This is a genomic window from Nocardia sp. NBC_01499, from assembly GCF_045040275.1.
GTDB lineage: Bacteria > Actinomycetota > Actinomycetes > Mycobacteriales > Mycobacteriaceae > Nocardia.
Genome location: NZ_CP109426.1, coordinates 6,618,112 through 6,645,018 on the forward strand (window position 1 = coordinate 6,618,112; position 26,907 = coordinate 6,645,018).

Annotated in this window: 26 protein-coding genes and 1 tRNA gene; 18 read left to right on the forward strand and 9 right to left on the reverse strand. The window is 65.7% G+C overall.

The window, feature by feature from the left end:
• Positions 1-71: 71 nt before the first annotated feature.
• The 6 genes from OG203_RS30250 to OG203_RS30275 all read left to right on the forward strand — a co-directional run bounded on the left by OG203_RS30250 (position 72) and on the right by OG203_RS30275 (position 5,953).
• Complete coding sequence (locus OG203_RS30250; protein WP_405160637.1) at positions 72-1,556, forward strand: trypsin-like peptidase domain-containing protein; 1,485 nt, start codon at positions 72-74, stop codon at positions 1,554-1,556.
• Positions 1,557-1,636: 80 nt separating this feature from the next.
• Complete coding sequence (locus tag OG203_RS30255; protein WP_405160638.1) at positions 1,637-2,131, forward strand: molybdenum cofactor biosynthesis protein B; 495 nt, start codon at positions 1,637-1,639, stop codon at positions 2,129-2,131.
• A 695-nt stretch (positions 2,132-2,826) separates the two neighbouring features.
• The gene (locus OG203_RS30260; protein WP_405160639.1) at positions 2,827-3,501 is read left to right on the forward strand and encodes an MspA family porin; all 675 of its coding nucleotides are present in this window, start codon (positions 2,827-2,829) and stop codon (positions 3,499-3,501) included.
• Positions 3,502-3,567: 66 nt separating this feature from the next.
• Complete coding sequence (locus tag OG203_RS30265) at positions 3,568-4,239, forward strand: MspA family porin (protein ID WP_405160640.1); 672 nt, start codon at positions 3,568-3,570, stop codon at positions 4,237-4,239.
• A gap of 314 nt (positions 4,240-4,553) precedes the next feature.
• On the forward strand, positions 4,554-5,228 hold the full coding sequence (locus OG203_RS30270) for an MspA family porin (protein ID WP_405160641.1): 675 nt from the start codon (positions 4,554-4,556) through the stop codon (positions 5,226-5,228).
• Positions 5,229-5,290: 62 nt separating this feature from the next.
• The gene (locus OG203_RS30275) at positions 5,291-5,953 is read left to right on the forward strand and encodes an MspA family porin (RefSeq protein WP_405160642.1); all 663 of its coding nucleotides are present in this window, start codon (positions 5,291-5,293) and stop codon (positions 5,951-5,953) included.
• Between the two features lie 80 nt (positions 5,954-6,033).
• On the opposite strand, the gene mscL is transcribed toward OG203_RS30275, so the two are convergent.
• From mscL to OG203_RS30295, 4 genes are all read right to left on the reverse strand, one after another.
• Entirely contained in the window at positions 6,034-6,438 is a 405-nt protein-coding gene (gene mscL, locus OG203_RS30280; RefSeq protein WP_357381770.1) for a large conductance mechanosensitive channel protein MscL, read from the reverse strand.
• A gap of 146 nt (positions 6,439-6,584) precedes the next feature.
• Positions 6,585-7,244: an SAF domain-containing protein gene (locus OG203_RS30285; RefSeq protein ID WP_405160643.1), complete on the reverse strand. Its 660-nt coding sequence runs from the start codon at positions 7,242-7,244 to the stop codon at positions 6,585-6,587.
• A gap of 88 nt (positions 7,245-7,332) precedes the next feature.
• A complete protein-coding gene (locus OG203_RS30290; protein ID WP_405160644.1) occupies positions 7,333-7,653 on the reverse strand; it encodes an FmdB family zinc ribbon protein in 321 nt (106 codons plus the stop codon).
• 69 nt (positions 7,654-7,722) lie between these two features.
• Positions 7,723-8,319 (reverse strand): 5-formyltetrahydrofolate cyclo-ligase, encoded by a 597-nt coding sequence (locus tag OG203_RS30295; RefSeq protein WP_405160645.1) that lies wholly within the window; start codon positions 8,317-8,319, stop codon positions 7,723-7,725.
• Between the two features lie 79 nt (positions 8,320-8,398).
• On the opposite strand from OG203_RS30295, the gene OG203_RS30300 reads away from it, so the two are divergent.
• The 5 genes from OG203_RS30300 (at position 8,399) to OG203_RS30320 (ending at position 12,991) form a co-directional block, all read left to right on the forward strand.
• On the forward strand, positions 8,399-9,355 hold the full coding sequence (locus OG203_RS30300; RefSeq protein ID WP_405160646.1) for a UTP--glucose-1-phosphate uridylyltransferase: 957 nt from the start codon (positions 8,399-8,401) through the stop codon (positions 9,353-9,355).
• 132 nt (positions 9,356-9,487) lie between these two features.
• Positions 9,488-10,747 (forward strand): gephyrin-like molybdotransferase Glp, encoded by a 1,260-nt coding sequence (gene glp / locus OG203_RS30305; RefSeq protein WP_405160647.1) that lies wholly within the window; start codon positions 9,488-9,490, stop codon positions 10,745-10,747.
• 12 nt (positions 10,748-10,759) lie between these two features.
• Entirely contained in the window at positions 10,760-11,410 is a 651-nt protein-coding gene (locus tag OG203_RS30310; protein WP_405160648.1) for a GNAT family N-acetyltransferase, read from the forward strand.
• Positions 11,411-11,694: 284 nt separating this feature from the next.
• Complete coding sequence (glpR, locus tag OG203_RS30315) at positions 11,695-12,816, forward strand: gephyrin-like molybdotransferase receptor GlpR (RefSeq protein ID WP_405160649.1); 1,122 nt, start codon at positions 11,695-11,697, stop codon at positions 12,814-12,816.
• 102 nt (positions 12,817-12,918) lie between these two features.
• Positions 12,919-12,991 (forward strand) — tRNA-Ala (locus tag OG203_RS30320).
• A gap of 839 nt (positions 12,992-13,830) precedes the next feature.
• Here the strand turns inward: OG203_RS30320 and OG203_RS30325 are convergent.
• Positions 13,831-14,949 (reverse strand): helix-turn-helix domain-containing protein, encoded by a 1,119-nt coding sequence (locus tag OG203_RS30325; RefSeq protein WP_405160650.1) that lies wholly within the window; start codon positions 14,947-14,949, stop codon positions 13,831-13,833.
• Between the two features lie 771 nt (positions 14,950-15,720).
• On the opposite strand from OG203_RS30325, the gene OG203_RS30330 reads away from it, so the two are divergent.
• From OG203_RS30330 to OG203_RS30345, 4 genes are all read left to right on the forward strand, one after another.
• Entirely contained in the window at positions 15,721-15,936 is a 216-nt protein-coding gene (locus OG203_RS30330) for a hypothetical protein (RefSeq protein WP_405160651.1), read from the forward strand.
• Positions 15,937-16,182: 246 nt separating this feature from the next.
• Complete coding sequence (locus OG203_RS30335; RefSeq protein ID WP_405160652.1) at positions 16,183-16,689, forward strand: hypothetical protein; 507 nt, start codon at positions 16,183-16,185, stop codon at positions 16,687-16,689.
• Positions 16,690-16,700: 11 nt separating this feature from the next.
• Positions 16,701-17,984: a hypothetical protein gene (locus OG203_RS30340; protein WP_405160653.1), complete on the forward strand. Its 1,284-nt coding sequence runs from the start codon at positions 16,701-16,703 to the stop codon at positions 17,982-17,984.
• 347 nt (positions 17,985-18,331) lie between these two features.
• A complete protein-coding gene (locus tag OG203_RS30345; protein WP_405160654.1) occupies positions 18,332-18,841 on the forward strand; it encodes an Ltp family lipoprotein in 510 nt (169 codons plus the stop codon).
• Between the two features lie 1,227 nt (positions 18,842-20,068).
• On the opposite strand, the gene OG203_RS30350 is transcribed toward OG203_RS30345, so the two are convergent.
• Complete coding sequence (locus OG203_RS30350; protein ID WP_405160655.1) at positions 20,069-21,190, reverse strand: epoxide hydrolase family protein; 1,122 nt, start codon at positions 21,188-21,190, stop codon at positions 20,069-20,071.
• An 84-nt stretch (positions 21,191-21,274) separates the two neighbouring features.
• Positions 21,275-22,693, reverse strand: coding sequence for an MFS transporter (locus tag OG203_RS30355; protein WP_405160656.1), 1,419 nt, complete (start codon positions 22,691-22,693; stop codon positions 21,275-21,277).
• Between the two features lie 80 nt (positions 22,694-22,773).
• Between OG203_RS30355 and OG203_RS30360 the strand changes: the two genes are divergently transcribed.
• Positions 22,774-23,340: a CGNR zinc finger domain-containing protein gene (locus OG203_RS30360; RefSeq protein ID WP_405160657.1), complete on the forward strand. Its 567-nt coding sequence runs from the start codon at positions 22,774-22,776 to the stop codon at positions 23,338-23,340.
• A 180-nt stretch (positions 23,341-23,520) separates the two neighbouring features.
• Positions 23,521-24,639, forward strand: a complete 1,119-nt coding sequence (locus tag OG203_RS30365) for a Fic family protein (RefSeq protein ID WP_405160658.1) — start codon at positions 23,521-23,523, stop codon at positions 24,637-24,639.
• A gap of 50 nt (positions 24,640-24,689) precedes the next feature.
• Here the strand turns inward: OG203_RS30365 and OG203_RS30370 are convergent, their stop codons facing one another.
• Together OG203_RS30370 and OG203_RS30375 are read right to left on the reverse strand one after the other, a co-directional pair.
• Complete coding sequence (locus OG203_RS30370) at positions 24,690-24,851, reverse strand: hypothetical protein (protein WP_405160659.1); 162 nt, start codon at positions 24,849-24,851, stop codon at positions 24,690-24,692.
• Between the two features lie 161 nt (positions 24,852-25,012).
• A complete protein-coding gene (locus tag OG203_RS30375; RefSeq protein WP_405160660.1) occupies positions 25,013-25,393 on the reverse strand; it encodes a winged helix-turn-helix transcriptional regulator in 381 nt (126 codons plus the stop codon).
• Positions 25,394-25,544: 151 nt separating this feature from the next.
• Here OG203_RS30375 and OG203_RS30380 point away from each other — a divergent pair, with 151 nt between their 5' ends.
• Entirely contained in the window at positions 25,545-26,795 is a 1,251-nt protein-coding gene (locus OG203_RS30380; protein WP_405160661.1) for an amidohydrolase family protein, read from the forward strand.
• The last annotated feature ends 112 nt before the right edge of the window (positions 26,796-26,907 follow it).

Genomic DNA, 26,907 nt, shown 5'->3' on the forward strand with positions numbered 1-26,907 from the left:
CACGGTCTCAGTCCGCTCTCAGTCGTCGTCGTCAAGCTTGTCGACAGATGCTGAGGAGAAACGAGGAGTCCATGACCGAGGATTCGAAGGACCGGCGGGACGAGCCGGAAACGGCGAACGCCGCACCGGATCAGCCCAACCCGACCGATCAGATCCCGGCCGCACCGACGGGGCCCGTTGGCGCGCCATACGGGGGCGGCTACGCGCCGCAGGGGCCCGGGTACGGGCCGTACGAGGCGCCGCGTCAGCCCTACGAGGCGCAGCAGCCGCAATACGAGGCGCAGCAGCCGATGGGGCACTATCCGCCGCCGCACCAGCACACCCAGCCGTTCCCCGGCCCGGATTACATCGCCCCGCCGTTCGAGCACGGACAACCCTTCGAGCAGCAGGGCGCTCCGCTCGGCGTGCAGCAGGCGCCCGCCCGGCGTCCGGTCCGCACCGGCCTTGTCGTGGGTGCGGTCGCGCTGGCACTGGTCAGCGGCGGCATCGGCGGCGCGGTCGGCGCGCTCGCCACGCACTCGGACAACGGCCGGTCGACCATCAGCAACGCGCTCGACCAGCCGAAGCCCAACGTCAACAACGTCTCCAACGCGCCGGCGGGCTCGACCCAGGCGGTCGCGCAGAAGGTACTGCCGAGCGTGGTGATGATCAAGGTCGCAAGCAGCCGCGCCGAGGGCGAGGGCTCCGGGGTGGTGCTGTCCTCCGACGGCCTCATCCTGACCAACAATCACGTCGCCGCGGGCGGTGGTCCCGGCGCCAAGATGGACGTCCTGTTCGCCGACGGCAGCTCCGCGCCCGCGACCATCGTCGGCGCCGACCCGGTCTCCGATCTCGCCGTCATCAAGGTCACCGGCAAGACCGGCCTGACCCCGATCGATCTCGGCACCTCGGCGGATCTGCAGGTCGGCCAGCCGGTCGTCGCGATCGGCTCGCCGCTCGGCCTGGCCGGGACCGTGACCACCGGCATCGTCTCCTCGCTGAACCGGCCGGTGTCGACCCAGGGCGAGGGTCCGCAAACCGCACCCGGCGTCAACCCGGTGATCGACGCCATTCAGACCGACGCCGCGATCAACCCCGGTAACTCCGGTGGCGCGCTTGTCGATGGCACCGGCAAGCTCATCGGCATCAACACCGCGATCGCCAGCCTCGGCGCCGGTGAGCCGGGAGCTGGCCAGCAGAGCGGCTCGATCGGCCTCGGTTTCGCCATTCCGGTCGACCAGGCCCGTCGCGTCGCCGACGAGCTCATCAAGACTGGGCACGCCACCTACGCGCAGATCGGCGTCAAGATCCAGGCGCAGGCACAGGACGCGATCAACGGCGCGCGGGTGATGGAATCCACCGCCGATGGTCCCGCCGCGAAGGCCGGGATTCCGTCGGGCGTCATCATCACCAAGCTCGACGACCGCAGCATCACCACCGGCGACGCGCTCGTCGCCGCGGTCCGTTCGCACCAACCAGGAGACAAGGTGAAGGTCACCTACACCGATGACCAAGGCAACAACCCCAAGACCGTCGACGTGACCCTGACCGGCGCGCCCGCGGACGGTGGCAGGTGATGCGGGTACTGCCGGGTGGCCGGACTCCGCAGCTCGACACGGCCGCAGCGGTTCTCGGCACAACCGCTACGGTGAGCACCATGGAAATCGATGCTCCGGTGGCGGGGCGTGCTCTGGTGGTGGTCGTCGATGATCGAACGGCGCATGGAGGTATTGACTCGCTCGGCCCGCTGGTCACCGAGCTGCTCACCGAGGCTGGCTTCCTCGTGGACGCGTCGGTCTCGGTGCAGGCCGACGAGGTCGAGATCCGCAATGCGCTCAACACCGCGGTGATCGGCGGTGTCGATCTGGTCATCTCGGTCGGCGGCACCGGAATGTCCCCGCGCGACGTCACCCCGGAGGCCACCTCCCAGGTGCTCGACCGCGAGCTGACGGGTATCAGCGAGGCGCTGCGTTCGTCCGGTCGGGTGGCCGGTTCGCTGGACGCCGGGCTGTCCCGCGGCGTCGCCGGTATTTCCGGCAGCACTCTGGTGGTCAACCTGCCGGGCACCCGCGCCGCGGTGCGCGACGGCATGGCGACGCTCGGCCCGCTGGCGAGCAAGGTGATCGGCGAGCTCTCCGGATTGGTCGACTGATTACGGTTTCCAGTTCTTCCGACGACATCCCTCGTCCGGCCGCTCGCCGGGCGAGGGATGCGGCGCGTCTCGCCGAGATCTTCGGCGACACCCTCCCAGACACTACGAGCGATGAACGCGGACACGACTCGGGAAACGATTCCTCGTCCGATGATTGGTTGCGCGCGCAAAAGCCGCCGCATCACGGTTGATTGCCCAAATCTACGTAGCAGCTACGTATTGAGAAGTCGGCTCGCCGTAACTTACCTGTGACTATTTCAGATCGGCGTTATTCCGCCGAGATTTGTACGGCTCTGTGCCGTATTCAGCGCTTGGCGCCTTAATGACTTTGTTAGCGCCGTTCGGTCGGCCCAACTGTCTCCGCCAGCCATTTATGCACGTTAAGTATTGTCTGTTTGTTAACGACTGTGATCTACATCACATTGATCTTTACGAAAGCTTACGTTGCAGCGCCGTTACCTAGCGTTTAATGTTCGCCACGAGCCAACCCACAACTGGACCCCGCAGGCCCGGGTCGGCGCATATGTGGTCGCCCCGGCGGAACCCGGCTCGGTTCCGTTGCCAGCTACCGTTGCGCCGAACTTACAACCGGTTACACATCGGCAATAAAGTGACGACACACTGAGCTGGGCCTGAGAGGACCATTGTCACCCTCGAACGTCGAGGTTGACTGTTTGAACCTGATGAGGGGAAGTATGAGCGAGAACCGCACCAACGGTCTGCGCCGCGGTATCCGCGTCGCGGGCGTGGGCGCTGCCGCGGCCGTGGCCATGGGACTGCTTTCGACCGGTGCCGCGAACGCGGACGCCTTCGTGCCGTTGCCGGACGGTCAGAAGGTCGGACCCGGCGTCACCGTTTCCCGAAATGGCGAACACGCCTTGATTTCGCCGTCGCTGGCGGCCAACGGCGCGGGCCGTGTCGTGTGGGTGTCGGGTAATGCCGTCGCCGACGTCTCTGTCACCCCCGAAGGCAAGGTCGGCCCGACGAACGGCCCAACCAACGCTCCGGGCACCAACAACTCCTCGACGCATGGCGTGTCGCAGCTGAACACCGGCTACATCGTCGGTTGCCAGGTCAGCATCGCCGATGACGCGATCTCGGCGGGTGTCTCCGGCGGCGTCAACCTCAGCGGCGCGAATGTCGGCGGTTCCATCGGGCTCAACCTCGGCCCCGGTGAAGTCAAGTTCGTGCAGATCGACTACAAGGACATCACCAAGCCCGGCACGTACTCCGTCGAGTACCAGGATGCCGAGATCGACATCCAGGGTTGCGCGGGCTACGCCCAGGCGCGTGCCTACACGGTCGTCGAGATCATCGGCGACAACTACTCGAAGACCACCCTCTACGGGATGCCGTTCAGCATCGGCTGACGTCTGTCGAAACACACGAACACTCTTCTCGCTGAAGCGAACTCAATCCCTCGAGGGGTAGTACACATGATCAACCGTAAGAACTTGGCACGGATGGCCGGTGTCGGCGCCGCTGCCACCATGGCCTTGGGCCTGTTCTCCACCGGCGCCGCGAACGCCGATACCTTTGTCCCGCTGCCGGGTGGTGAAATCACCAAGACGCTGTCCGACGGCACCGTGGTGACGATCAAGCTGGTCGGCGAATCCGCCAACATCAACCCGTCCATGGGTTCCACCCCGGTGCACCGCAACGCGTGGGTCTCCGGCAGCGCGCAGGTCCAGCTGTCCGGTGCCGCGGGCGGCTCGATCTACCCGGGTTACACCGTCGGCTGCCAGGTCAACATCGCGGGTGGTGGCACCACCGGCGGCGTCGACGGCTCGGTCGACTGGAGCGATGGCAAGAACGTCAAGCCGAGTGTCGGCGCCACCACCGGCGGCAACCTGACCCTCGGCCCGGGCGAGTCGAAGTCCTTCTACGTGCTCGACCTCGAGCAGGCCGACGACTTCGGCAACGAGGCGCACAAGAAGCGCAACAAGTTCCAGGGCACCAGCGGCTCGGTCACCTGGGCCGACGAGACCATCGGCCTGACCGGTTGTGCCGGTTACGCCCAGGCGCGGGCATTCGTCAGCGTCGAGGTCGAGACCGACAACGTCATCACCTGGGTGACGCTGTGGGGAGCCCCGTTCAGCCTCGGCTGAGCCGACGCGAGTAGCACCTCGCAGACAAACGAAACGAGCCCGTCGCGCCCTACGCGACGGGCTCGTTTCGCGCGCAAACGCCTTGTACCCCAACCTTTTTGGCGAGCTTAGCGGATATTCGAAGTAACATACGCGAAATCTGTGAGAAAGCTGGCAAAAGGCAATAACATAAGGCCCACCCAAGATCGTCCTATGACGGGATGGTCGGCAATTCGCTTGATGGACAGAACATTCCATCTCGCTATGCCGGTCTGAAAGGGCAAACTCGGCCTCGACAACCCGAGGTCGACCGCTAGAACCTGATGAGGGGAAGTATGAGCAAGATCCGCACCAGCGGTCTGCATCGAGGCGTCCGCATTGCGGGCGTCGGCGCTGCGGCTGCCGTGGCCATGGGCCTACTTTCGACCGGTGCCGCAAACGCCGATACCTTTGTGCCGTTGCCGGACGGCCAGAAGATCGGTCCCGGCGTGACCATCTCGCGCAACAGCGAGCACGCCTTGATTTCGCCGTCGATGGCGGCCAACGGCGCAGGTCGCGTCGTGTGGGTGTCGGGTAATGCCGTCGCCGACATCACTGTCACGCCCGAAGGCAAGGTCGGCCCGACCAACGGCCCAACCAACGCTCCGGGCACCAACAACTCGTCCACGCACGGAACGTCGCAGCTGAACACCGGCTACATCGTCGGTTGCCAGGTCAGCATCGCCGATACCGCCATCTCGGCGGGCGTCTCCGGCGGCGTCAACCTCGATGGCGCCAACGTCGGTGGCTCCCTCGGGCTGAAGCTCGGCCCGGGTGACGTCAAGTTCGTGCAGATCGACTCCAAGGACATCACCAAGCCGGGTGTCTACTCGGTCGAATACCAGGACGCCGAGATCGAGATCCAGGGCTGTGCCGGGTACGCCCAGGCCAGGTCGTACAGCGTCGTCGAGATCATCGGCGACAACTACTCCAAGACCACCCTCTACGGTGCGCCGTTCAGCATCGGCTGACGCACCGGATCCGCCATCTCTGTTCTCGCTGAAGCGAATTCGATCCTTTAGGACATACACACATGATCAACCGTAAGAAACTTGCGCGAGTGGCCGGGCTCGCTGCCGCCGCCACGCTCGCAGTCGGGCTCTTCTCTACCGGCGCGGCCAACGCCGATACCTTCATCCCGCTGCCGGGCGGTGAACTCGTCAAGACGCTGTCCGACGGCACCGTGGTCACGGTCCGGCTGACCAACGAATCGGCCAATATCAGCCCGTCGATGGGCTCCACCCCGGTGCACCGCAACGCGTGGGTCTCCGGGTCCGCGTCGGTCGACATCCAAGGCGCGAAGGGCGGCGCGATCCTGCCGGGTTACGTCGTCGGCTGCCAGGTCAACATCGCCGGTGGTGACGGGAGCGGCGGCGTGACCGCCGGCAGCGACTGGGAAGGCAAGAGTCCGAAACTCGGCACCACCGGCGGCGCCAACCTGACGCTCGGCCCGGGCCAGGCGAAGTCGTTCTACGTCATCGACCGGGAAAAGGCCGACGACTTCGGCAACGAGGTGCACAAGAAGAGCTGGGCCTTCACCGGTCCGAGCGCCTCGACCACCTGGGCCGACGAGACCATCGGTCTGTCCGGCTGCGGCGGTTACGCGCAGGCTCGCTCGTTCGTCAAGGTCGAGATCGAGACCGACACGGTCATCACCTGGATGGTCTTGTGGGGCCAGCCCTTCAGCCTCGGCTGATATCGAATATCAACTAGCACAATAGGAACGGGCCCGACGCTACCGCGACGGGCCCGTTTCTTGTTCTTGCACAAGCATATTCAGGACTCGTGCTTACCGCCCGCGCTGCGCTGCCCCTCGGCGAGCAGGTCGCGGATCTGAATGAGCAGTTCGGTGTCGCTGAGCTCGACGGCCTCCTTGCTGAACCGCTTCTTCACATGCAGAGCGGGCAGCACGAGCACGAGGTACAACACCGCGGCGATGATCACGAAGTTGATCGCGGCGGTGATGATCGGACCGACCTGAACGAAGGTCGCGGGTTTATCGGCAACCAGCTGGAAACCGAGGCCGAGTTCGTTATTGCCGCCGAAGACGGCCAGGATCGGGTTGACGATGCCATTGGTGAACGCGGTGACGATCGCGACGAACGCGGTGCCGATGACCACCGCCACCGCCAGGTCGACAACGTTTCCGCGGAATAGAAAGTCCTTGAAACCCTTGAGCATTGCCGATATCTCCTCCCAGGGGGACGGCAGCCGGCGGAACCGGCGGGGTAGGTAAGCCGTGTGTGGAGCTGACAAGTGGTGCTCGGCGGTCGACGCCCGTGGCATCGCCGATGCTAGTTGACCTTGATGGCAAATGTGCGGACAACTCAGTGGAAGACAACGGTGAGCGCGGTGTGCAGGGACGCGGCCGCGACGACGGTGGCGTGTTCGGCGTCCATCGCGACCAGGACCACCCGTTCCTTGCCGGCGCGTCCGTCGCCGGGACCGGATACCAGCACCACCGCGGCATCGGTGGCCAGGGTGCGGGCGGGTCGCGAGCCCTGTTCTTCGCCGCCGACCACGTCGACCCGGTCGCCCGCACGCAGGATGTCGGCGACCGCGGTGTCGGCCAGGCGGATCGGCACGATTCGCGCGTCGCGCGCGCCGGTCGCGACGGCGGCCAGGCGCGGCCCGACGACGCGGATATCGGTGAATACCTCGCCGCCGCGCATCGCACCGGTCAACGTGGCACCGATCACCGCGGCCGGGTCGCGCACGACGCCGTCGGGCAGTGCGGAGGATTCGCGGGGCGCCGATCGAAGGTCATCCGCTTCGAGGACGTGTCCCGGTGCGAGATCATGTCCGGCGACGACGACCGACGCCCGTTCGGCGCCGGGATCACCACGCAGGAACAGGATCGCGGCCAGCAATACCAGGCCGAGGGCGAGCAGTCGCCGCGCCAGCAAACCGTCTGCCCAGGGTGGTCGATGCCACACCCCGAAGCGCGGTCCGCCGCCGCGGCCGAGATCGGCGAATGAGCGAGTCATGGCCGAATCCTATGACCGCGCGCCCACCCGACATGGCAGGAAAAGGGCTACCTGTGGATAACTGAGAGGCTGTGGATAACTCGGAGAATCAGCTGGCCACAGCGGTGCTGGTGGACGTGCTGCTGCCGTTGGACGAGCCGGAATCCGAGCTCGACGACGTCGACGAGCTCGACTCCTTCGACCCGTTCGAACCGTTGTCGGACTTCGCGGGCTCGCTCGCGGTGGACGCGCCACCGCGGCTGTCGGTGCGGTAGAAGCCGCTGCCCTTGAACACGATGCCGACCGAATTGAACAGCTTGCGCAGCTTTCCGGAGCACTCCGGGCACACCGTCAGCGCATCGTCGGAAAAGGACTGAACGATGTCGAAGCGGTTGTCACACTGGGTGCACGCATACGAGTAAGTTGGCACAGCATCCTCCGCAAGTTTTCGTCATCTGGCACTCTACAGCCGACAGTGCCAACGTTGCCAATCTACCTTTCATTCCGCGGCGTGATCTTCGCCAAGTCGTAGCAACCCGCGGCCGGGGGTGAGTGCCCAGCCCATTTTCCGGTCGTGTGGCTCCGCAGGCAGCCGGTTGACGAGTTCGTCATCGCCGACGACCGCGACCAGCCGCGCGTCCGGGCGTGCCGCGCCGAGCGTTCGGTCGTAATAACCGGCCCCGCGCCCGAGCCGCACCCCGTGCCTGTCCACCGCGAGTGCCGGAACCAAGATCAACTCCGCCCAGCCGACCGCGGCGGTCGGCAGCGGTTCGCCGATCGGCTCGAGCAGGCCGAACCTGGCTCGCCGCAAGCTGTTCCGGCCGGTGTACTCGGCCCAATTCAACGGCCCCGGCGGACCGGTGACCGGCACGAGCACCCTGGCACCCGCCGCACGAAGCACGTCGAGCACCTGCGTCGACCCCGGCTCACCGCGCACCGGCACATAGGCGCACACCCACTCGCGAACGTCGAGCCGACCCGCGGCCGCAACCAGTCCGAGGGTGTTCGTCGCATGCTCTTCGGCGGACATCGCCGCCCGTCGAGCAAGAATTTCGGTGCGCCATGCATGTTTATCGCGCTCACCGGGCATCTCCATGGCGATCACCATAGGCTGACCGGAATACCGGTCGGCTCGACGCCGAGTCAGGGGCTGCGACGATGGATAGGGTATGCGCATGACAGCAAAGGCCGGACAACCCGGCGATGCCACGCTGGTCTCGTGCTTCCGCACGGCCGTGGTGCCCGCCGCCGGGCTGGGAACACGATTCCTGCCCGCGACCAAGACGGTGCCGAAGGAGCTCCTCCCGGTGGTCGACACCCCCGGCATCGAGCTGGTCGCCGCCGAGGCCGCCGAGTCCGGCGCCCAGCGGCTGGTGATCGTCACCTCGCCGGGCAAGGACGGTGTCGTCGCGCACTTCGTCGAGGACCTCGTGCTGGAGGGCACGCTCGCCAAGCGCGGCAAATTCCAGCTGCTCGAGAAGGTGCGCAAGGCGCCGGGCCTGCTCGACGTCACCTCCGTGGTGCAGGAGCAACCGCTCGGCCTCGGCCACGCGGTCGCCCAGGCCGAGGCGGTCCTCGACGACGACGAGGACGCCATCGCGGTGCTGCTGCCGGACGACCTGGTGCTGCCCTCCGGCGTGCTCGACGTGATGTGCCGCGTCCGCCGCAAGCGCGGCGGCACCGTGCTGTGCGCCATCGACGTCCCCAAGGACGAGGTCAGCGCCTACGGCGTGTTCGACGTGGCGACCGTGCCGGACGCGGTGAATCCGAATGTGCTCCGGGTCAAGGGCATGGTGGAAAAGCCGGCCCTCGCCGATGCGCCGTCCACCTTCGCCGCCGCCGGTCGATACCTGTTGGACCGCGCCATCTTCGACGCGCTGCGCCGCATCGAGCCGGGCGCGGGCGGCGAATTGCAACTCACCGACGCCGTCGCCCTGCTCATTGCCGAGGGCCATCCAGTTCATGTGGTGGTGCACCGTGGGTCGCGCCACGATTTGGGCAACCCGGGCGGCTATCTTCGTGCTGCGGTCGATTTCGCTTTGGAACGCGACGAATACGGCCCTGCCCTACGGGAGTGGTTGGAGCATCGGCTCGGGCCCGACTGGGATCCGCAGCTGACGACCTACGACTGAGGCGTCGGGTTTCGCTGATAGTGGACCGTCGGGTACGAATGATGGTTCACCGTCGCGTGCGCGGAATCGATTGTGCCGAAGCGAAATCGCGCGGCGTAGTCGGTGGTGTGCGAAGAGATCAGGAAGGGCTGGATGCGCTCGGTTGAGGATCAGCAGATCAAGGTGACCGCCGCGGCGGTCGCCCCTCGGCCGGTCCGGGTCGCGATTTCCGAGGCCCAGGGCCTGCTGTGTGCCGAGGACGTCGTTACCGAACGACCGCTGCCCGGTTTCGATCAGGCGGCGATCGACGGCTACGCGGTGCGCAGCGTCGACGTGGCCGCCGCTGGCACCGACATTCGCAACGAAGACGACGAACTGGTCGACCTGATGCTGCCCGTGGTCGGCGAGGTGACCGCCGGATCACGCCAGCCCATCCGGCTGCAGCCGCGCCAGACCGTCCGCGTCGACACCGGTGCACCGCTGCCGACGCTCGCGGACGCCGTGCTGCCCCTGGACTTCACCGACGGCGGCCGCGCGAAAATCAAGATCTACGAACCGGTCCGCTCCGGCGACTACGTGCGGCGCATCGGCGACGATGTGCAGCCCGGCGATGTCGCGGTGCGCGCGGGCACCATCATCGGCGCGGCCCAGGTGGGACTACTAGCGGCCGTCGGGCAGGACAAAGTGCTCGTGCATCCGCGGCCGCGGCTTTCGGTGATCTCGGTCGGCGGCGAGCTCATCGATATCGATCGCACGCCGGGCCCAGGCCAGGTCTACGACGTGAACTCCTACGCCCTCGCCGCGGCGGCCAGGGACGCTGGCGCGGACGTGAACCGGGTCGGCATCGTGAGCGCGGATCCGCGGCGATTACGCGACGTGGTCGAGGGGCAGCTGGTGCGTTCCGAGGTGGTCGTCATCGCGGGCGCGGTCGGCGGCTGGGCCTCCGATCAGGTCAGGGAGGCGCTCGAAGGGCTCGGCGAACTCGAAATAGCCCGCGTCGCCATGCATCCCGGCTCCGTGCAGGGCTTCGGACGGCTCGGCCGCGACGAGGTGCCCACCTTCCTGCTGCCGTCCAACCCGGTCGGCGCGCTTGTCGTTTTCGAGGTGATGGTGCGTCCACTGATCCGAATCGCCTTGGGCCGCAGGCATCCCATGCGGCGGATCATCATGGCGCGGACCATCACGCCGATCAGTTCCATGGCCGGTCGCAAGGGCTACCTGCGCGCGCAGCTGATGCGCGACGAGGCCACCGGCGACTATCTCGTGCAACCACTCGGCGGTGGCGCCGGCGCCTCGTCGCACCTGCTCGCCACCCTGGCCGAGGCCAACAGCTTGATCGTGATAGATCCCGACGACACCGAGATTCGCACCGGTGACGAGGTCAGGGTCGCTTTCCTCGCACAGCGCGGCTGAGGCGTGGAGACAATGAGCGTTTTCCGGGTCACCCAGCATCCGGGCTGGCCCGCGCGACTCGGCCCGATCCGGGTCGCGGCGGGCGAGGTCACCCTGCGCCCGGTGCGGCTGCGCGACGCCGCCGCGTGGAGTCGAATCCGGTTGCGGGACAGGGAACATCTGGAGCCGTGGGAGCCGACCGGTCGCGGCGCGTGGGAGGCGCGCAACCACGCGTCCAACTGGCCGTCGCTCTGGTCGAGCCTCAAGGCCGAGGCTCGGCGTGGCGCCATGATTCCGTTGGTGATCGAGGTCGACGGCACCTTCAGCGGGCAGCTGACCGTCGGCAATATCGTGCGCGGCGCGCTGCGTTCTGGCTGGATCGGTTACTGGGTGGCCAAGGATCTCAGCGGCCAGGGCGTCGCGACCGCGGCGCTCGCGCTCGGCCTCGACCACTGCTTCGGGCAGGTCGGCCTGCACCGGGTCGAGGCGACCGTGCGGCCGGAAAACCTGGCAAGCCAAGCGGTATTGCGCAATGTCGGCTTCCGCGAGGAAGGACTGCTGCGCCGCTACCTCGACGTGGACGGCGCCTGGCGCGATCACCTGCTCGTCGGCATCACCGTCGAGGAACTCATGGGCACGGTCGTCGACCGGCTCGTTCGCGATGGCCGGGCCATCCTGCCCTGAGAATCGTGCAATACGGACACGCCCGGCGCATCCGACGCGCGGACGAATTGGTGACTTTGTGACAGGTGTGGCGGGTGTGCACGGCGCGCCTGCCGTATCTCGACGCGCCACGGAATTACCCTACGGACGTCGGAGGTGCGTCCTGCACCCTCGGCAGGGAGCCTGCGAGGCGACCGGCGTCCACGCCGCAGCGGCGGACGGAAGCCGGGCGGACGCGGGGCGTGCTGCGCACCGCTCGCCGGCCGAACGGACCAAACCAGGCCGGGACGGAGGTGCTGACCGCGATGCCGAATTCGATTCTGTGGATCGGCCTGGTCGTGCTCTGGGTCTTCGTCCTGTTCCCCATCCTCGCCGACCGGCACCCGAGGATCCGGCGGACCACCGACGCCGCCCTCGCCACCCGCGTGCTCGTGCGCGGAGATTCCAAGCGGCGCACCAAGAGTGGGCCGGCCGCTGGCCACGAAACCGACCCGAACTGGCGGCCACGCCGCGCACAGAGAAAGCATGCCCACAGCGATGATGCGGAGGACCGGATGACAACACCGGCCGACGAACCCGTCACCGAAGGTGACCTACCGGCGATCGCCGAATCCGCGGCATCCCAGCCCGATCCCGACATCGCTGACGCCGAGCTGGACGACGCCGAACTCGCCGACGCCGAGGTGTCCGAGACTGAAACGGCAAGCGCCGAAACGGAAGACGCCGAATCCGACGCCGAGGTCACCGCGCAGAACGACGACGCGGTCGATGGAGACGGTGCCGACGAAGAACGCACCGAACCGGTGGCAGCTCGGATACCCCCCGCGCCCTCCACCGCACCCGCGCGCGTCACCAACGACGACGACTACCGCACCGACGAGGAAGCCGACCTCGAGCACGCCACTCGACGCACCCGCGACGACTACGACCCCGACGACCTCGACTACGTCCCCACCCGCCGCGGCCGCGGCGGCTTCGACCCCGAAGCCGACGCCATCGCCCGCGCCGCCCGCTACACCTTCCGCCAGCGCGCCGTCCTCGGCCTAGTCCTGGCAGGCTTGCTGTGCGGCGGCCTCGCCGTCGCGATGACACCACACTTCTGGTGGGGCTGCGGCCTGGCCGGCCTCGTCCTCATCGGTTACCTGACCTACCTGCGCAAGCAAGTACGCATCGAAGAAGACATCCGCCGCCGCCGCGCCGCCCGCCTCAGCCGCGCCGAACAACTCGGCGAACCTCGTCAAACCCACGCCTCCCGCGCCGCCATGGACCGCGACACCGCCCGCGCCCTACGCCGCCGCTCCGCCCTCCTCGAAGTAGACGACGAAGACCCCATGTTCGACCACCTGGACCCCTTCGACCCCGCCACCGCCCGCGCCCTGCGCGACCGCACCGGCGGCGGCGACATGCGCCGCGCCGCAGGCGAGTAACAGCAGCAGCGAAACTCCGCATCACCCCAGCTCAACCCCCCGATTCGGAGTCTCGCAGCATCCTTTGCTAAAGTGACACAGCGCGGTTCCCCGGAGCCGCACGGGGCTATAGCGCAGTTGGTAGCGCGTCTCGTTCGCATCGAGAAGGTCAGGGGTTCGATTCCCCTTAGCTCCACGCTTGGCGGCTCATGCTCATGGAGAGCGTGAGCCGTTTTTCGCGTTCCGCGTGTTTTGTGGGGGTGCAACCCCCACACGCCGCCCGGCGGGCTTCGCCCCCGGACCCCCTCCGTTGCTCGCCTGCTTCGATGCCATGCCCCCGGACCTCTCCCAGGTCCGCCTCCCCAAAGCCGCTTCGCCCCCGGACCCCCACTCCGGTTCGTCAGGCCGAGGACATGCCCTTCCCGGCTGCCTACCCCGAACGCCGCTTCGCCCCGCCCCATCCCCGGGTTCGACGTGCATGAGGACATCCGCCGTCACCCGCGCCGACAAGCCAGCGTCATCGAGAATCGTCGCGACCGCGCCCCGGAAGCTGTGCGCTGTTACGTCGTCCGGAATGCCCAACGCGTCGCGACCTCGCTGCCATTCATGCCCGACGTTCTGCGGATCACGCAGTGTCCACACGGTCGAAGGAAACACCAGATCAAGCACCGCCTCCTCGGTCGGCGGAGACGCAAGCTTCCGCACTGCCAGGTTCTTGCGCCGCTGTTTCAGCATCTCTACGACAAACTCGGGCAAAGCCATAGCTGCAACAAGCTATTTCACAAACTCTGCTCAGGTCGGCGGTCAACTATCCACCCTCTCAAGTACGGAAATGCAATCGTGAGAGCCAGCGCGCACATTGCCCGTCCCCACCACCGGCCACTAACTACGAGAGGTAGGCACCGCGGAGTACCCAACTGTCGAGGATTACATCCCGCGCGGATGCATATAAGTCGAGCCCGATCCAACGGACGGACCGGGCTCGTAGGCTCACAGAGCGAGTCGCCTACTTGTGGTCGAACTCTCGCGGCTCGCTCAGCTCCCGGTCAACAACAGTTCGATCTCGCCGATTCGGCGATCAAGCCGGGCAGAACGCACCGCGTCCGCCGCCTTACGGGCAGCAGCGATCGTCGCCTCGGCCGCGTCGAATTCTCGGCTTCGCACATACGATTCCGCAAGCCAGGTCTGATACAGCGCTACCTCCCGAGCGTGCTCCTGTGGGTAGCCCTCAATCGCCCGCAAAAGTAGCGGACTCGCGAGGCTCGGTTGCCCCAGCTCGACAAAGCACCGGCCTGCCATCACGTTGATCTCTGAGCGATCCATCCAGTAAACCCATTCGGGTTCTTCGACGTCGGCCGATCGACGGTCGTAAGCGTCATCAACGGCATCCAGGGCACGCATCGTGCTGTCCCGATCACGAGAGCGCGCTGATGCCCATGCAACTCGCTCGGTCAGAAGTGCTTCAACTACTGGCGTAGCGTCTCGTGCACCTCTTACTGCGGTCTTTGCAAGAAGCGATGCGTCAGCGGGATCGCCGATGTTCGAAATCTGATAGGCGAGGCTCGATAACAACTGACCGGCTAACACTCGATTGCCTGCCGCTGTTGCGGCGTTATGCCCGTCTAGATAGGAGCGCTGAGCCTGAGCGTACCGACCAGCGTCGCTGGCAACCCACCCAACAAGTTGTGCCAACTCCCCGGCGCTAGTCCGGAGTCGCCGACCGATCTCGTCTGTGTAGCTGCACTCCATGATGGCCTTGCGAACATCTTCGAATTCCCTGTCGACCAAAGGCAGTAAGTCTTTTCCGCCGATGTGGTCGTCCAGGTGACGCAGTTCGATCACTCGGTTCTCGAGGTCGGTCGCCAGGTCGTTTCCGACGCGCCGCCCGGCAGCAGAATGGGTCGTCGCCACAGAGTCGGCCACAAGCCACTCGTGCGCGATGCGGATCGGATCATCCGGAGGTGCCATCAGAGCATCTACAGGGATGTTCAACGCTCGCGAGTACGCGGTGATGTGCTCGGCTCTAATGTCGCGCTGACCGTTCTCCAGCATCCCCAGAAGCGACTTGGAGTAGTGAGTCCGCCCAGCGAGCACCGCCAGGCTAACTCGCTGAGATTCGCGAGCGAGCCGGAGAAGTGCGCCGGGACTATCCATTGGGTTGCCGCATCCGATCTGTGGACCTTTGTGGACACCGAACCTGTTCTGTGTCAAGCGGTATAGAACAAGACTACTACTGAACGCCTGGTCGGGAGTTGAGTCCTAATCCGTATCAACTTCCGTTTCGGTTGACCTTTTGCATTACCGGGGCCGGGCGCACCTCAGCCGTAGTCGACGCACCGGAGGTCGGCAGATGCCGAACAACGAGGTACGACCACCAGCCCTGGTCAACGGGCCACTTGTTCAGGGGTGGGCTGCGCCTGTCGCAACGTCCCGGTGCTGGGGTGAAGCACCAACCCCCAGCACCGGGCGCATCACTAGAGAGGTTATGTGATGCATCGAGATCGGTTGCGTACCACCGAATCCCCGGATAACCGGAAGGTCGTAACGTGGCGGCTGGTGGGTCGAGACTGCCAGGTACTCAACTTTCAGAATCGGGCCGATGCGTCACCGGCCTACCGGTGGCCTAGCGGGACTGAACTTCATTCCACTGCACCGGGATTGGTGATACTCGACGGCCTGCCGTCGCTGTGGGAAGCGCGCGAAGCCTTCTACGACCATCACGACCTGTGGGACGCCCTACGTCATGACTATTGGGTCGCCTTGCTGGATCCGACCGATCAACCAAACCCGTTGGGAGCGTGAAAGATGACGACGAAATGTGAATGCGGGAAGATCAGCGACCACGACGGGATAATTCCGAGACGTTGCCCCTGGGTCGGGACGCGGGTCGTAGACGCCGTGCCGACTTCGTGGTGAAGCCGGGGCATGATCATGGGGACGTTTGAAGACTTTCGCCAGCAGGTGACCGCAAACGCCGAGCGCGTAGGGCTTGCGTTGCGTCGCAGGAACCGCGCACCGTACGGGTTCGAGTTGATCAATGAGCACGGCGACGTACCGACGTCCGGAACGCTGGAGGAGCTAGACGGCTATCTGGCTGACCAGTGGGTGAAGACCGGTGCCGACAGCGTCGGTGATCGTTAAGCGCGGTGACCGAGTACAAGGCGGCTCTAGCTGAATGGCTCAGGGCCGCAGACGCGTTCAACGCCGCGGGGGAACCGCAGGCCGGGCCGGTACTCGAACGGCTCGAAGCTGCACGGGAACGATTTGTCAACGCGCAGAAGCCCGACCCTACGAGCGAGGAAGACCGACCTATGTCATGGGCTGCTTGTATCTTGACCCGTATACGCGGGGCACCGGCCCGTTCAGGCCACGACGAGAGGGGTAGACGTGAGTGACGACGAACAGCTGACGATGGATCTCGGAGTCGAGCGGACCGCATGGGGTCAATGGGTCGCCCCTGAACGACAGGCAGCGCAAGTGCGGAAATTTCTCGAATATGCGGGGCTGGATGACCTTCCGCCCAAGTTGTGGCCGGAGGATTCCTCAGAATTGCAACGGCTGAACGATATTTGCAGGGAATTGTTCCCGGATTCGGATACACCGTACCGGCCGGAAAACCAGGACATGACCGACGCATTCATCTGCTTCCTCGGCGCGTGTTTCGTGAAATATGTGGATGGCGAATGGGTCGACCACACCGAATTTGGCCCCGATAAATCATTCTATGACGGCGGCGTAAACCCGGCCCTGCGATACGTGGACTACGACGGTGACGAAGACGACAGTACGGTCTTCGAATATATCGATTCCATGATCGATCACAATACTGAGTACGGTGACGGCTTCATTCACATCACCGCCGACCTGCGCCGAAAATATTACAATATGATGTAAATGGGCTCCTGATGGGTGACGGCTACAGCCGGGATCGCGACCAGGTCCCGAACCATGAGCGCGGCAAGATCTTCGAGAACGGCACTGACCGATTCTTTCGTGACCGCGAAAGCGGATACACGCAAGGGTCGCGCAAGTATGAGTTCCGGGACAAGGGTGGTCGCACGGAACGGATTCAGTTCGACAAAATCAGGAATGAGCAGGATCGTAGTCGCACAGATTCGGTTGAAGAAAAGTCCGGCCGGATTGAGGGACGGAAGGACGAAAAACAGCTCCGAGGGGTTCGGGAACTTCTGAACAGGGGTGAGATCAATCGTCATATATTGCGTTCGGTTGAGGGTGAGTCGATCTCGAAGGAGTGCCAGGAACTCATCAATGGGTTGAAGCGCGATTTCCCGGATAGATTCACACACCTAAAAATCTCGCGAACTGATGCCCGCGCGATTTGGGCAATAGGTAAGGATCTGGAACGCGGCAAACAGGTCGAAACGCCGGAGCGAGGCAAACAGCTTGAACTTCCGGGTGTTGGCGAAAAAGCGCGAGAAGCGAAGGCGCAAGAGGCTCAAAAGCAGCGGGACAAACAAGCGGCACTCGCTAAGGCGCGTGGGGCGAAGGAGAAGTTCCAGGCGGTGCAAAGATTCAGCCAAGGCGCTGAGCTGGGCCGAGCCGAAGCTCCACAACGCGTACAGGCCGAACGCGCTCAGCAGGCACAAGAGCGGGCCGAACGGGCTAAGACCCGTGAAACGCCGCAGGCCGAGCGCGATCGGGCCACTCGTGCAGCCGGAGAGAAGGGCGTGAGGGAGTTTCAGGACCGACTTAAGCCCGGCCCTGAGCCGTCCGCAGGCAAAGCACCCGAAAAGAGTACGCCGGAACGAGAGTCGCCCGAAGCTGCGCGCGCCAGGGTCGAGCGCGAAGCTCAGGATCGAGTACTACGCGAATTCCCGTTCCCAGTGCCTAGCCAGTCCCCGGAGCAAGAAACCCCCGAGGTCGGGGAACGAGCCACCCCAGAACTTGGCGACGCGGCCAGCGTGGAACGTGAAGCGGCCGACAAGGCGCGAGTGGCTCAACGCGAAGCCGCCGACAAGGCCCTCCAGGCAGCCCAGGAGCGGTCAAAGGCGTTGGAACAGAACCAACTTCAAGGTCTTTCACCCGAAGTCAGGAATTTACTTGCGTTAGGTCAAGCCCAACCCCCGACAGCGGCGGTGGAGACGAAACCGGGCTATGCGCCCGGTGTCGAGCGTGGCGGTACTGGGCAGACTCAGGGCCGTGACCGAGGACAGTCCCGCGACCGCTGACGCCTGAGACTTGAACCGAGCACGGTCCGCCAGCGGGACATAGTTCACCGCGCCATCTCCCGAACGCGCGGTAGCCGAGTTGAGTGCGTTCGGCTGGCTCGCCGTCCGGGCCTGCCCGATCGGGCTGAACCTCCGGGGTTTGCCGATTTGCGTTCTGTGTGGTGGTTTCGGTGTCACTGCTGGTTGGGGTTGTACCGGAGTAGGTTGTTCGAATGACTGTGGCGGGGGAGCGCCGACCATAGGCTTGTTGTTGTCGTCTTGTGTTGGTCCCAGTCCGTTCTGCTGGGGTTGCCTCGAATCATTTGCGGACGGCGATCCCGGCGTAATGAGCAGTGCAGGAGTACCAGATGACCAAGCCGTTCCCCGCCCCACAGCCCAGCTACCTGTCGGCCGTTGGCTCGCCGAAGAAGCAGAAGAAGTGGGTGTGGCTGGTCGGCGCCCCGGTACTGGCTCTCGTCCTGGCGGCACCCGCATGGAACAGCGTTCCGGCAGCGGCCGACGTCGCTCGGCTGGATATCGCGGCGCCCGTGTCGACAGTTGCGGTCGAATTCTCCCCGGCCAAGCAGGACGTCAACTCCAGCCAGGGCAACGCCATCCGGTCTGCCCAGCAGTACCTCGACTACTCTGCCTTCTCCCGCAGCGGTCTGATCCACCAGCTCGAGTACGAAGGCTTCTCTACCGCAGACGCTACGTTCGCGGTGGACAGCCTGAATGTGGACTGGAACGAGCAGGCGGCAAAGAGCGCCAAGCAGTATCTCGAGTACACCTCGTTCTCTCGGTCCGGACTGATCGATCAGTTGGTGTATGAGGGCTTCACGCGCGCCCAGGCCGAGTACGGAGTCAATGCCGCCTACTGACAACCTCTTTCGGCGGTAGGCCCGGACACCGCAGCACCCCTTTCTGGCTCCTCTCGCTCGACGGTGGCGATGTCACGTATCGCGCGCGGGTCCGCGCACCTGCGCCGCATTGGTACGGAGCGCGGGGTGAAACCTATGGTCAGCGCCGACGTACCTGCTGACTGTTTGCTAGAAGCGAGCACTGCGGCGTGCGCCCGGTCGCAGTGCTCACGTGGGCGCGGCGCGTGGGGTTTCATCACCACCACAGCGTTCACGTCGGGTGCCCGGGCTTAATCGGTCTGGCTTCAGTCAGCGGGAGTGAGCGGTAATGCAGCCGCTGCAGAGCCTCCCGCCGGGCACCTGGACCCGATCCTGGCCGGGAACGGGCCCTGCCGCCAATGCTAAGTAGCCGCATGGCGCGCGTTGGTCGGCCGTCCAAATTGGTTGGCTGACAGTGCTTCCCAACGCGCGCAAAATGCCGGATACCGGATTCGGGTCGCCCGATCCTGGGGTCACACGCCAGCGCGCTAGCCCGTCGCATTGCGACCGGGCGGGCACATGGTCAGATTCGCGAAAAACATTGAGCCGCAACTTTTGATGGACCATGCAGAACAGATGAAGAGAGTTTGGGAGCCCCCGGAAGTGAGAAGAAAGGGAAGAGGAAACCGGAAACCCAAACGAGAGAACTTGTCGCCAATCTGACACGCCGACGGGCGGCCTCAACTAGCCCCAACTAAGTCCCAACTAAGTCGGTGAACGCTGTGCGAGATCGAACGCTCATTCGATCGCCGAAAGTAGTCGAAAGTCGATATATGCCAGCTAGAGGGCGTTCCGTGGAACCGTTGATGGTCCAGGGTTGTCAGTGGTAGTCACCCTTTTCGGTACCGAGAAGGTCAGGGGTTCGATTCCCCTTAGCTCCACGCTTGGCGGCTCATGCTCATGGAGAGCATGAGCCGTTTTTCGCGTTCCGCGTGTTTTGTGGGGGGTGCAACCCCCACACCCCGCCTGGCGGGCTTTGCCCTCGGACCCCTCCTCGGTTCGCGAGTCCGAGGACATGCCCTCTTCCCGGCTGCCTACCCCGAACGCTGCTTCGCCCCGGCGCCGGGTTCGCCAGTCCCGCTGCGCGCCAAACTCATTGGGTAGCGTGGCGACCGTGTCTTCAGAACGATCCGAGAAGTTCCCCTCCATGACTCAAAGGGTTGCCAGAACCATCCCTGGGCGGGGCTTCCCGGGGAATGGGACGGACAGTCAGCGGAAGAGGCGGAAGAACCCGCGCACCTGCTCGACCAGTGACTTCGGCTGCTCCAGCGCGGCGAAGTGGCCACCGTGCGGCATTTCCTCGAACCAGCGCAGGTCGGTGAACCGCAGCTCGGCCTCTCGCCGCGACGGGCGGGTTAGATCGCGTGGGTAGACCGACAGCCCGGACGGCGCGGTGACCTTGTCGCGGAAGTGGGCGAAGCTCTCCCAGTACAGGCGCGCCGACGACGTGGCCGACGCGGTGAACCAATAGACCGAGATCTCGTCGAGGAGCTGCTGCCGCGACACGGCGTCCTCGGGAAGGCCGTCGTTGTCCGTCCAGGCCCAGAACTTCTCGGCGATCCAGGCGGCCTGGCCCGCCGGGGAGTCGGTGAGGCCGTAGCCGAGCGTCTGCGGCCGGGTCGCCTGGATCGCCGAGTACCCCCGGCCGGTGCGCTGGAACTCCTTCTCGGACTCGAGGTTCGCCAACTCCGCGGGCGTCGGGTCGTCGAACGTGCCCGCCGCCACGGACCCCAGGTTCAGGTGCACGCCGGCGACCCGCTCGGGCGCCACCTCGCCCAGCGCGCCGGACACCGCCGAACCCCAGTCACCGCCCTGCGCGCCGTACCGCTCGTAACCCAGCGACACCATCAACGTGTCCCAGGCGCGCGCGATGCGTTTGGTGCCCCACCCGGTCGTCGACGGCTTGTCACTCCAGCCGTACCCGGGCAACGACGGCGCGACCACGTGGAACGCGTCCGCCGGGTCCCCGCCGTGCCCGCGCGGGTCGGTCAGCGGGCCGAGGACCTCCAGGAACTCGAGCACCGAACCCGGCCACCCATGCGTGAGCACCAGCGGGAACGCATCCGGCTCCGGCGAGCGGACGTGCAGGAAGTGGATGCCCAGCCCGTCGACTGTGTCGCGGTACTGCGGGAAGGCGTTCAGCCGCTCGGCGAATCCGAAGTCGTAGTCCTCGGCCCAACTGCGGCAGAGCTCCTGCGCATAAGCCAGCGGCAACCCTTGCGACCAGTCGTCCACCGGCTCGGGCTCGGGCCACCGCGTCCGTCGCAACCGGTCACGCAGATCCGCGATCTCGGCTTCGGTGATGCTGACCTCAAATGGCTTGGCGGCCATAGCGGACTCCCTTGCTTGGTAAGGCGTTATCGGATCGGATGCAGGTCGGGGTGAAGCCATCGACCGGCTCGAAGGGGTGGACCGTCATCGCTGGCTCCCACGCGTGTGGTCAGGTTCGGGTCGACGGCCGGCACCAGGGCGCCGGGTCAGGCTGAGGACGAGTCCGGCCAGGGGAAGTGCCGCGAGCACGGCGAGGGCCATCGGCACTGACACGATGCCGGACAGGCCCGCGACGGTGGCCGGACCGATCCCGCCACCCAGGAAGATCATGAAGTTGAGCAGGCCCTGCGCGGTGTCGCGGTCGCGCGGGGCGACCAGTTCCGGGGCGAGGCCAACCAGGACGGCCTGGGCGCCGGTGAACCCGCACACGGTCAGCGCCGCGCCGACGACAACCGGGACCGGCCCAGCGAAGACCGCGACCACGAGCACGCCGGCGACGGTGAGGGCCGCGAGCCCGGCCGACACCTGCCAACCGGCGAACCGGTCGGTCGAGGCGCCGACCAGTCGCCCGGCCAGCACCGAGCAGGCGGCGGCCGGGACCAAGAGCGCGCCCGCTTCGAGGGCGCCACCGCCCGTGGCCTGCTCGATCAGGGACGGGGCGAGGAACAGCACTCCGTAGTAGCCGGCGAAGATCGTCGCGCCGACGAGCCCGGCCGACAGGAAGCCGCGCGCCGTGATCACCCGCCGGGGCACGAACCCGTCGGGCGTGCGCCGCACGCGCCACCACAGTCCCACGGCGGCTAGCACCCCGGCGGCAGCCACGACCAGCGTGACCGGAGTGGACAGGCCGACCGAGTGTGCCTGCAGCAACGTGATCAACGAGCCGGCGAGTACCGAGAGCACGGCCGCGCCGACGATGTCGAATCGCCCTGTCGAACCGTCCTTTTCACCGCTACCGATCCGCGTTAACGTGCGCTCACCCGCCAATGCCGCCAGCAGGAGGGGCAGCGCGACGACCGGGATCGCGAGCACGGCACGCCACCCCAACCATGTGGTCACCGCCCCGCCCAACAGGGTCCCGCACGCCGAAGCCGTCGCGCTGGCGGCCGCGATGATTCCCAGCGCGCGGATCCGTTCCCGCCCGGGAAGGGCAGTGGCCGCGGCGAATACGGCGATCACGGTCGCGCCCGCCCCGGCGCCACCGATCAGCCGTCCGGCGATCACGACCGGCAGTGTCGGGCCGGCGCCCGCGAGCGCCGAGCCCGCGGCGAGTACGACGACCCCGGCGACGAGTACCCGGAAGGTGCCCCACCTGGCCAGCAGCCTGCCCGCGACCGGCATCGCGAGCGCGGAGGTCAGCGACCATGCGGCGAGAATCCATGCGGTGGCCCCGAACGGTACCGCGAGCGCCTGGCCGATGACGGGCAGCGCCACCGACGGTGCGCCCAGCGCGACGTATTGCGGTAGCACCAGCATCCCCAGGACCAGCCCAAGCCGCCGCCCGTCCGGGGTGCGCTTCGATCCGCCGTTGAGGGCCACTCCGGATGGCATCGTCTGCGACATCGCCGTTTCTCCTCAGCGTGGTGTGACACGTAACAGCTACTATGGATGTCACGCTACGGAACAGTGAGGAGACACGTCAAATGGTCGATGCGTGTTACAGCTCATCGGCGGTCGAGATGGCCGTCGATCTTGCCAACACCTTGCGGCCGATCAAGGGTGAGGACGCGCTCGAGACGGTGGAGCAGCTCCGGAACTTCCTCGACGACCATTCGCCGGACGCGAGCCGAGGGACTGACCCGCAGCGTCTCACCCGCACCGACCTGGCTGAGGTCCGCGCGGTGCGCGAGACGGTGCGCGGCGTCCTCGAACGAGCGAGCACCGACGCGGCGGCAGCCGCGGCCCTGATCAATGACGGTCTACGGGACAGCCGCGCCACGCCCATGCTGCGCCACGATCGGGATCGCTGGTGGACCGAGGTCACCTCCGACACCGACCGCTGCTCGGCGCACCTGGCCGCGACCACGCTCAGCGCACTGGCCTCCGTGATCGCCACACTCGGTCCGGCTCGCCTCGGCGTATGTGCCGGGCCGAACTGCCGGGCCACTTACGTGGACCTCTCGCGCAACGGCTCGAAACAGTACTGCACCCGAACCTGCGCGCACCGGGCCAGCGTCGCGGCCTACCGGAGTCGGCACAGCCCACACTGAGTGCTGGCACATGACCCCGGTCGGGTCGCCTCCGGGGTTCCGTCCGAGCCGGTGATCGACCTCTGCGTTTCACCGCTTCGAGGTGATCGGTATCAGCGAGAGGTGTAACGACGCCAAAAGTGCGGTTAATAGCCGCCTATTCACCGCATAATATGCGGCGAATAGGCGTATAATCGACGCATGCCGGACGGAAACCGCACATACATCTGGGAGGACCCGGACTGGCCCGAGATGCGGTACGACGCGGAACGACTGGCTGGACCGCTGGTCGATGTCGCGCAGAGTCAGGGGCACCTGCTCGGCAGGCTCGCCGACACCGAGGATGCTGTCCGCGACCAGGCCGGTCTCGCGGCTCTCACCTCGGATGTGGTCAAGACCAGCGAAATCGAGGGCGAGCTGCTCGATGTCGCATCGGTTCGTTCGTCGATCGCCCGCCATCTCGGCGTGGACATCGGTGCACTCGCTCCCGCCGACCGGAATGTGGACGGGGTGGTTCAAATGGTGCTCGATGCAGCGGTTCATCACGATCAGCCGATGACTGCCGACCGGCTTTTCGGCTGGCATGCCGGACTCTTTCCGACCGGGCATTCCGGCATCTCACGGGTGCGCGTCGGCGGGTGGCGCACCGATACCACCGGTCCGATGGAGGTAGTCTCCGGGGCCTACGGCAGACAGCGTGTGCATTTCGAAGCACCGCCAGCCGCGTTGCTCGACACCGAAATGCGGCGGTTTCTGCGCTGGTTCAATCGCGATGGGCCGGAGCTGCCGATCGTGAAAGCTGGTCTGGCACACCTGTGGTTTGTGACCGTGCACCCCTTCGATGACGGCAACGGGCGTATCGCCCGCGCGCTCGGCGACTTCTGGTTGGCGCGTGCCGCCCGCAGTTCGCTTCGCTTCTATAGCCTTTCAGCGCAAATTCAACGAGATCGCAACGCCTATTACGCGATTCTGGAGCGCACCCAGAAGGGCACACTCGATGTGACCGAATGGTTACTGTGGTTCCTTGCCGCGCTGGAACGCTCGATCGCCAACGCCGACGACACCGTGGACACAGTCCTGGCGAAGACCCGGTTCTGGCGACATTGGGGGCAGACCTCCATGAATACCCGCCAGATCGCCATGCTCAACCGTCTCCTTGACGGATTCCACGGCAAGCTCACCAGCCGCAAATGGTCGACCATCACGAAGTGCTCACAAGACTCCGCGCTTAGGGATATCAACGAACTCGTCGGACTCGGCGTCCTACAACGATCGAACTCCGGCGGTCGAAGTACCTCCTACGAGCTCGTTCAACGCTGACACAGAGCGCGTCTCGGCCGATCTTCCAGCTAAGTCCCAACTGATTCGGCTCAAGTCACTGCCCACTGCGTTGTCGAGGCGGGGCCGATGGTCTGCGCGGCAGCCGTTCTGGTGTTGAACAGTCCCTGGTATGCGCCCACCAGGGCATTCGGCGCGAATTCGTCACTGATCAGCCAGGATCCGGCTGCCTGCAGGATCTTGCCGAGGACCAACAGCGCGGCTCCGACGATAAGCAGTGCGATGGCGGCGGCCCGGCTCGGCAGTTCCGACAGCCAGAAGGCGGCGAGGAATGCGCTGGTTTATCTCAGGGCAACCGCCGCCCTGGGGAGCGTTGATATCCGTTTGGCGACCGGAACCTGCTAACAGTGTCCGGTCAGTCCGTGTCGGTCGGTTGAGGTGTGCTTGGCACCGGCAGGATCGGACGACCGTCGTTATCGACCGGGGCTCCGGCCCATACGCGGAGTGCGTCCATCGCGGGGCCGAGTCCCTGGCCGCGTTCGGTGAGTCGATAGGTCGCGGCGATCGGTGGGCCGGGGTCTACTTCGCGCTCGACCAGGCCGACGGTTTGGAGTTCGGTGAGTCGCTCGCTCAGGACGCGCTTGGACAGGGTGGGCAGTGCGGTGTGCAGTTCGTTGAATCGGGCTGGGCGCTGGAGAAGTAGGTCGATGAGCAGGCCTGTCCAGCGCTTGCCGAGCAGGCCGAAGACCTGCTCGGTGTAGGAGCAGGAGTTCAGCGGCAGCCGGGTCTCGGTCACGTCTCTCAGGATACGAGCTTGGGAACATTTACATGTCTGATAGTAATATGTAATCTAGTTACAAAATAACACCAAGTGGAGTATCAGTGCGTTACGGACCAGATCACCGGCCCGATCCGCATCACATACCGCCCGATCAGGAGTGCGCGCGATGGCTTATGAACCGGCGGCGATCAAGAGGACCGAAGCGCCCGCAACGTACGACCTCGTCATCCACCGCGCGCACATATTCGACGGCCACCAGGCGCGCTCCGGGCTACACGACGTCGCCATAAATGGTGGCGAGATCGCCGCCGTCTCAACCGAGCCACTGCGAGGCAGGAGGGAGGTCGACGCGGCCGAAGGCTGGGTGCTGCCGGGCCTGATCGACACTCACCTGCACTTCTACGACGTCGTCGCGGTGTCCGATCCGGAATCGATGCAGGCGTTCGAGGAGAACGAGCTGCCCGGACGGCTCGACCTGTTCCTGCAGCACGGCGTCACCACCATCAAGTCGGTAGGCGATCCGACCGTGGAGATACTCCGGACGCGCGCCGAGATCGCCGCGGGCACGCTGCGAGGCCCGCGGCTCCTGGCGACCGGCTGCGGCATCACCGGCCGCGACGGGCATCCCGCGGCCACCGTCTTCGGCGACAATCCTTGGGCCCGTGCACGATTCACCGGCGAGGTCGACAGCGTGCGCCAGATGCGTGATCTGGTGCATCATCTGGCCGACCAGAAGGTAGACGCGATCAAACTCCTCTCGGAGGGCGCGTGCGCGTGCGCAGGCTCACCAAAGTACGTCTGGCACAATGCCGCTTTTCCGAATGCGGTCGAGCTGGTGCGGCTCCCGCTCGACTTCCTTCGCGCGGGCATCGAAACCGGGCACGAGCGAGGTCTCCGGGTGACGGTGCACACGACCCAGCAGGTCGCGGCACGCGAAGCGATCGAGGCGGGCGCGGACGGGCTCGAGCACGGTGTCACGGTCGAACCCATCACCGATCACTCGCTCATCGATCTGATGCTCGAGCGCGACATCAACTACACTCCGACGCTCTGGATTCACGACGCGATCCATCCCGACGCGCGAGGCAACCTGAAAAAGGTCGCCAATGCCGGGGTGCGCATCGCCCTTGGCAGCGATACCTTCTGGGGCCGTGGCCTTTTCGGGGCGAACACGCTGGAAGAGGCCGAGCTGATGGTCGCGGCGGGGATGACGCCGGTCCAGTCGCTTGTCGCAGGCACCAGCGCGGCGGCGCGGCAGTGCGTGCGCCCCGATCTCGGCACGGTGGCGCCCGGCAAGCGCGCCGACCTGATCGTGCTGACCGCCGATCCCACCCGGGACATCAGCAACCTGCGCGAACTCGGCATGACGATCCTCAACGGCGAGATCGTCGTCGACAAGCTCAGTCTGCGGGTTTGAGGCTCGCCTGGTTACGACCAGGCGATGCGCATGATCGAAGCCCGCCGGGGTCCAGCTGACACGGTTGGCGGGCGTGATCCAGATGCCGCCCTCCGTCGCGATCGAGCGGCGG

Coding starts and splice junctions, on each gene's coding strand:
- OG203_RS30250 (WP_405160637.1), top strand. CDS start 72: ATGACCGAGGATTCGAAGGACCGGCGGGACGAGCCGGAAACGGCGAAC.
- OG203_RS30255 (WP_405160638.1), top strand. CDS start 1,637: ATGGAAATCGATGCTCCGGTGGCGGGGCGTGCTCTGGTGGTGGTCGTC.
- OG203_RS30260 (WP_405160639.1), top strand. CDS start 2,827: ATGAGCGAGAACCGCACCAACGGTCTGCGCCGCGGTATCCGCGTCGCG.
- OG203_RS30265 (WP_405160640.1), top strand. CDS start 3,568: ATGATCAACCGTAAGAACTTGGCACGGATGGCCGGTGTCGGCGCCGCT.
- OG203_RS30270 (WP_405160641.1), top strand. CDS start 4,554: ATGAGCAAGATCCGCACCAGCGGTCTGCATCGAGGCGTCCGCATTGCG.
- OG203_RS30275 (WP_405160642.1), top strand. CDS start 5,291: ATGATCAACCGTAAGAAACTTGCGCGAGTGGCCGGGCTCGCTGCCGCC.
- mscL (WP_357381770.1), bottom strand. CDS start 6,438: ATGCTCAAGGGTTTCAAGGACTTTCTATTCCGCGGAAACGTTGTCGAC.
- OG203_RS30285 (WP_405160643.1), bottom strand. CDS start 7,244: ATGACTCGCTCATTCGCCGATCTCGGCCGCGGCGGCGGACCGCGCTTC.
- OG203_RS30295 (WP_405160645.1), bottom strand. CDS start 8,319: ATGGAGATGCCCGGTGAGCGCGATAAACATGCATGGCGCACCGAAATT.
- OG203_RS30300 (WP_405160646.1), top strand. CDS start 8,399: ATGACAGCAAAGGCCGGACAACCCGGCGATGCCACGCTGGTCTCGTGC.
- glp (WP_405160647.1), top strand. CDS start 9,488: ATGCGCTCGGTTGAGGATCAGCAGATCAAGGTGACCGCCGCGGCGGTC.
- OG203_RS30310 (WP_405160648.1), top strand. CDS start 10,760: ATGAGCGTTTTCCGGGTCACCCAGCATCCGGGCTGGCCCGCGCGACTC.
- glpR (WP_405160649.1), top strand. CDS start 11,695: ATGCCGAATTCGATTCTGTGGATCGGCCTGGTCGTGCTCTGGGTCTTC.
- OG203_RS30325 (WP_405160650.1), bottom strand. CDS start 14,949: ATGGATAGTCCCGGCGCACTTCTCCGGCTCGCTCGCGAATCTCAGCGA.
- OG203_RS30330 (WP_405160651.1), top strand. CDS start 15,721: ATGATCATGGGGACGTTTGAAGACTTTCGCCAGCAGGTGACCGCAAAC.
- OG203_RS30340 (WP_405160653.1), top strand. CDS start 16,701: ATGGGTGACGGCTACAGCCGGGATCGCGACCAGGTCCCGAACCATGAG.
- OG203_RS30345 (WP_405160654.1), top strand. CDS start 18,332: ATGACCAAGCCGTTCCCCGCCCCACAGCCCAGCTACCTGTCGGCCGTT.
- OG203_RS30350 (WP_405160655.1), bottom strand. CDS start 21,190: ATGGCCGCCAAGCCATTTGAGGTCAGCATCACCGAAGCCGAGATCGCG.
- OG203_RS30355 (WP_405160656.1), bottom strand. CDS start 22,693: ATGTCGCAGACGATGCCATCCGGAGTGGCCCTCAACGGCGGATCGAAG.
- OG203_RS30360 (WP_405160657.1), top strand. CDS start 22,774: ATGGTCGATGCGTGTTACAGCTCATCGGCGGTCGAGATGGCCGTCGAT.
- OG203_RS30365 (WP_405160658.1), top strand. CDS start 23,521: ATGCCGGACGGAAACCGCACATACATCTGGGAGGACCCGGACTGGCCC.
- OG203_RS30380 (WP_405160661.1), top strand. CDS start 25,545: ATGGCTTATGAACCGGCGGCGATCAAGAGGACCGAAGCGCCCGCAACG.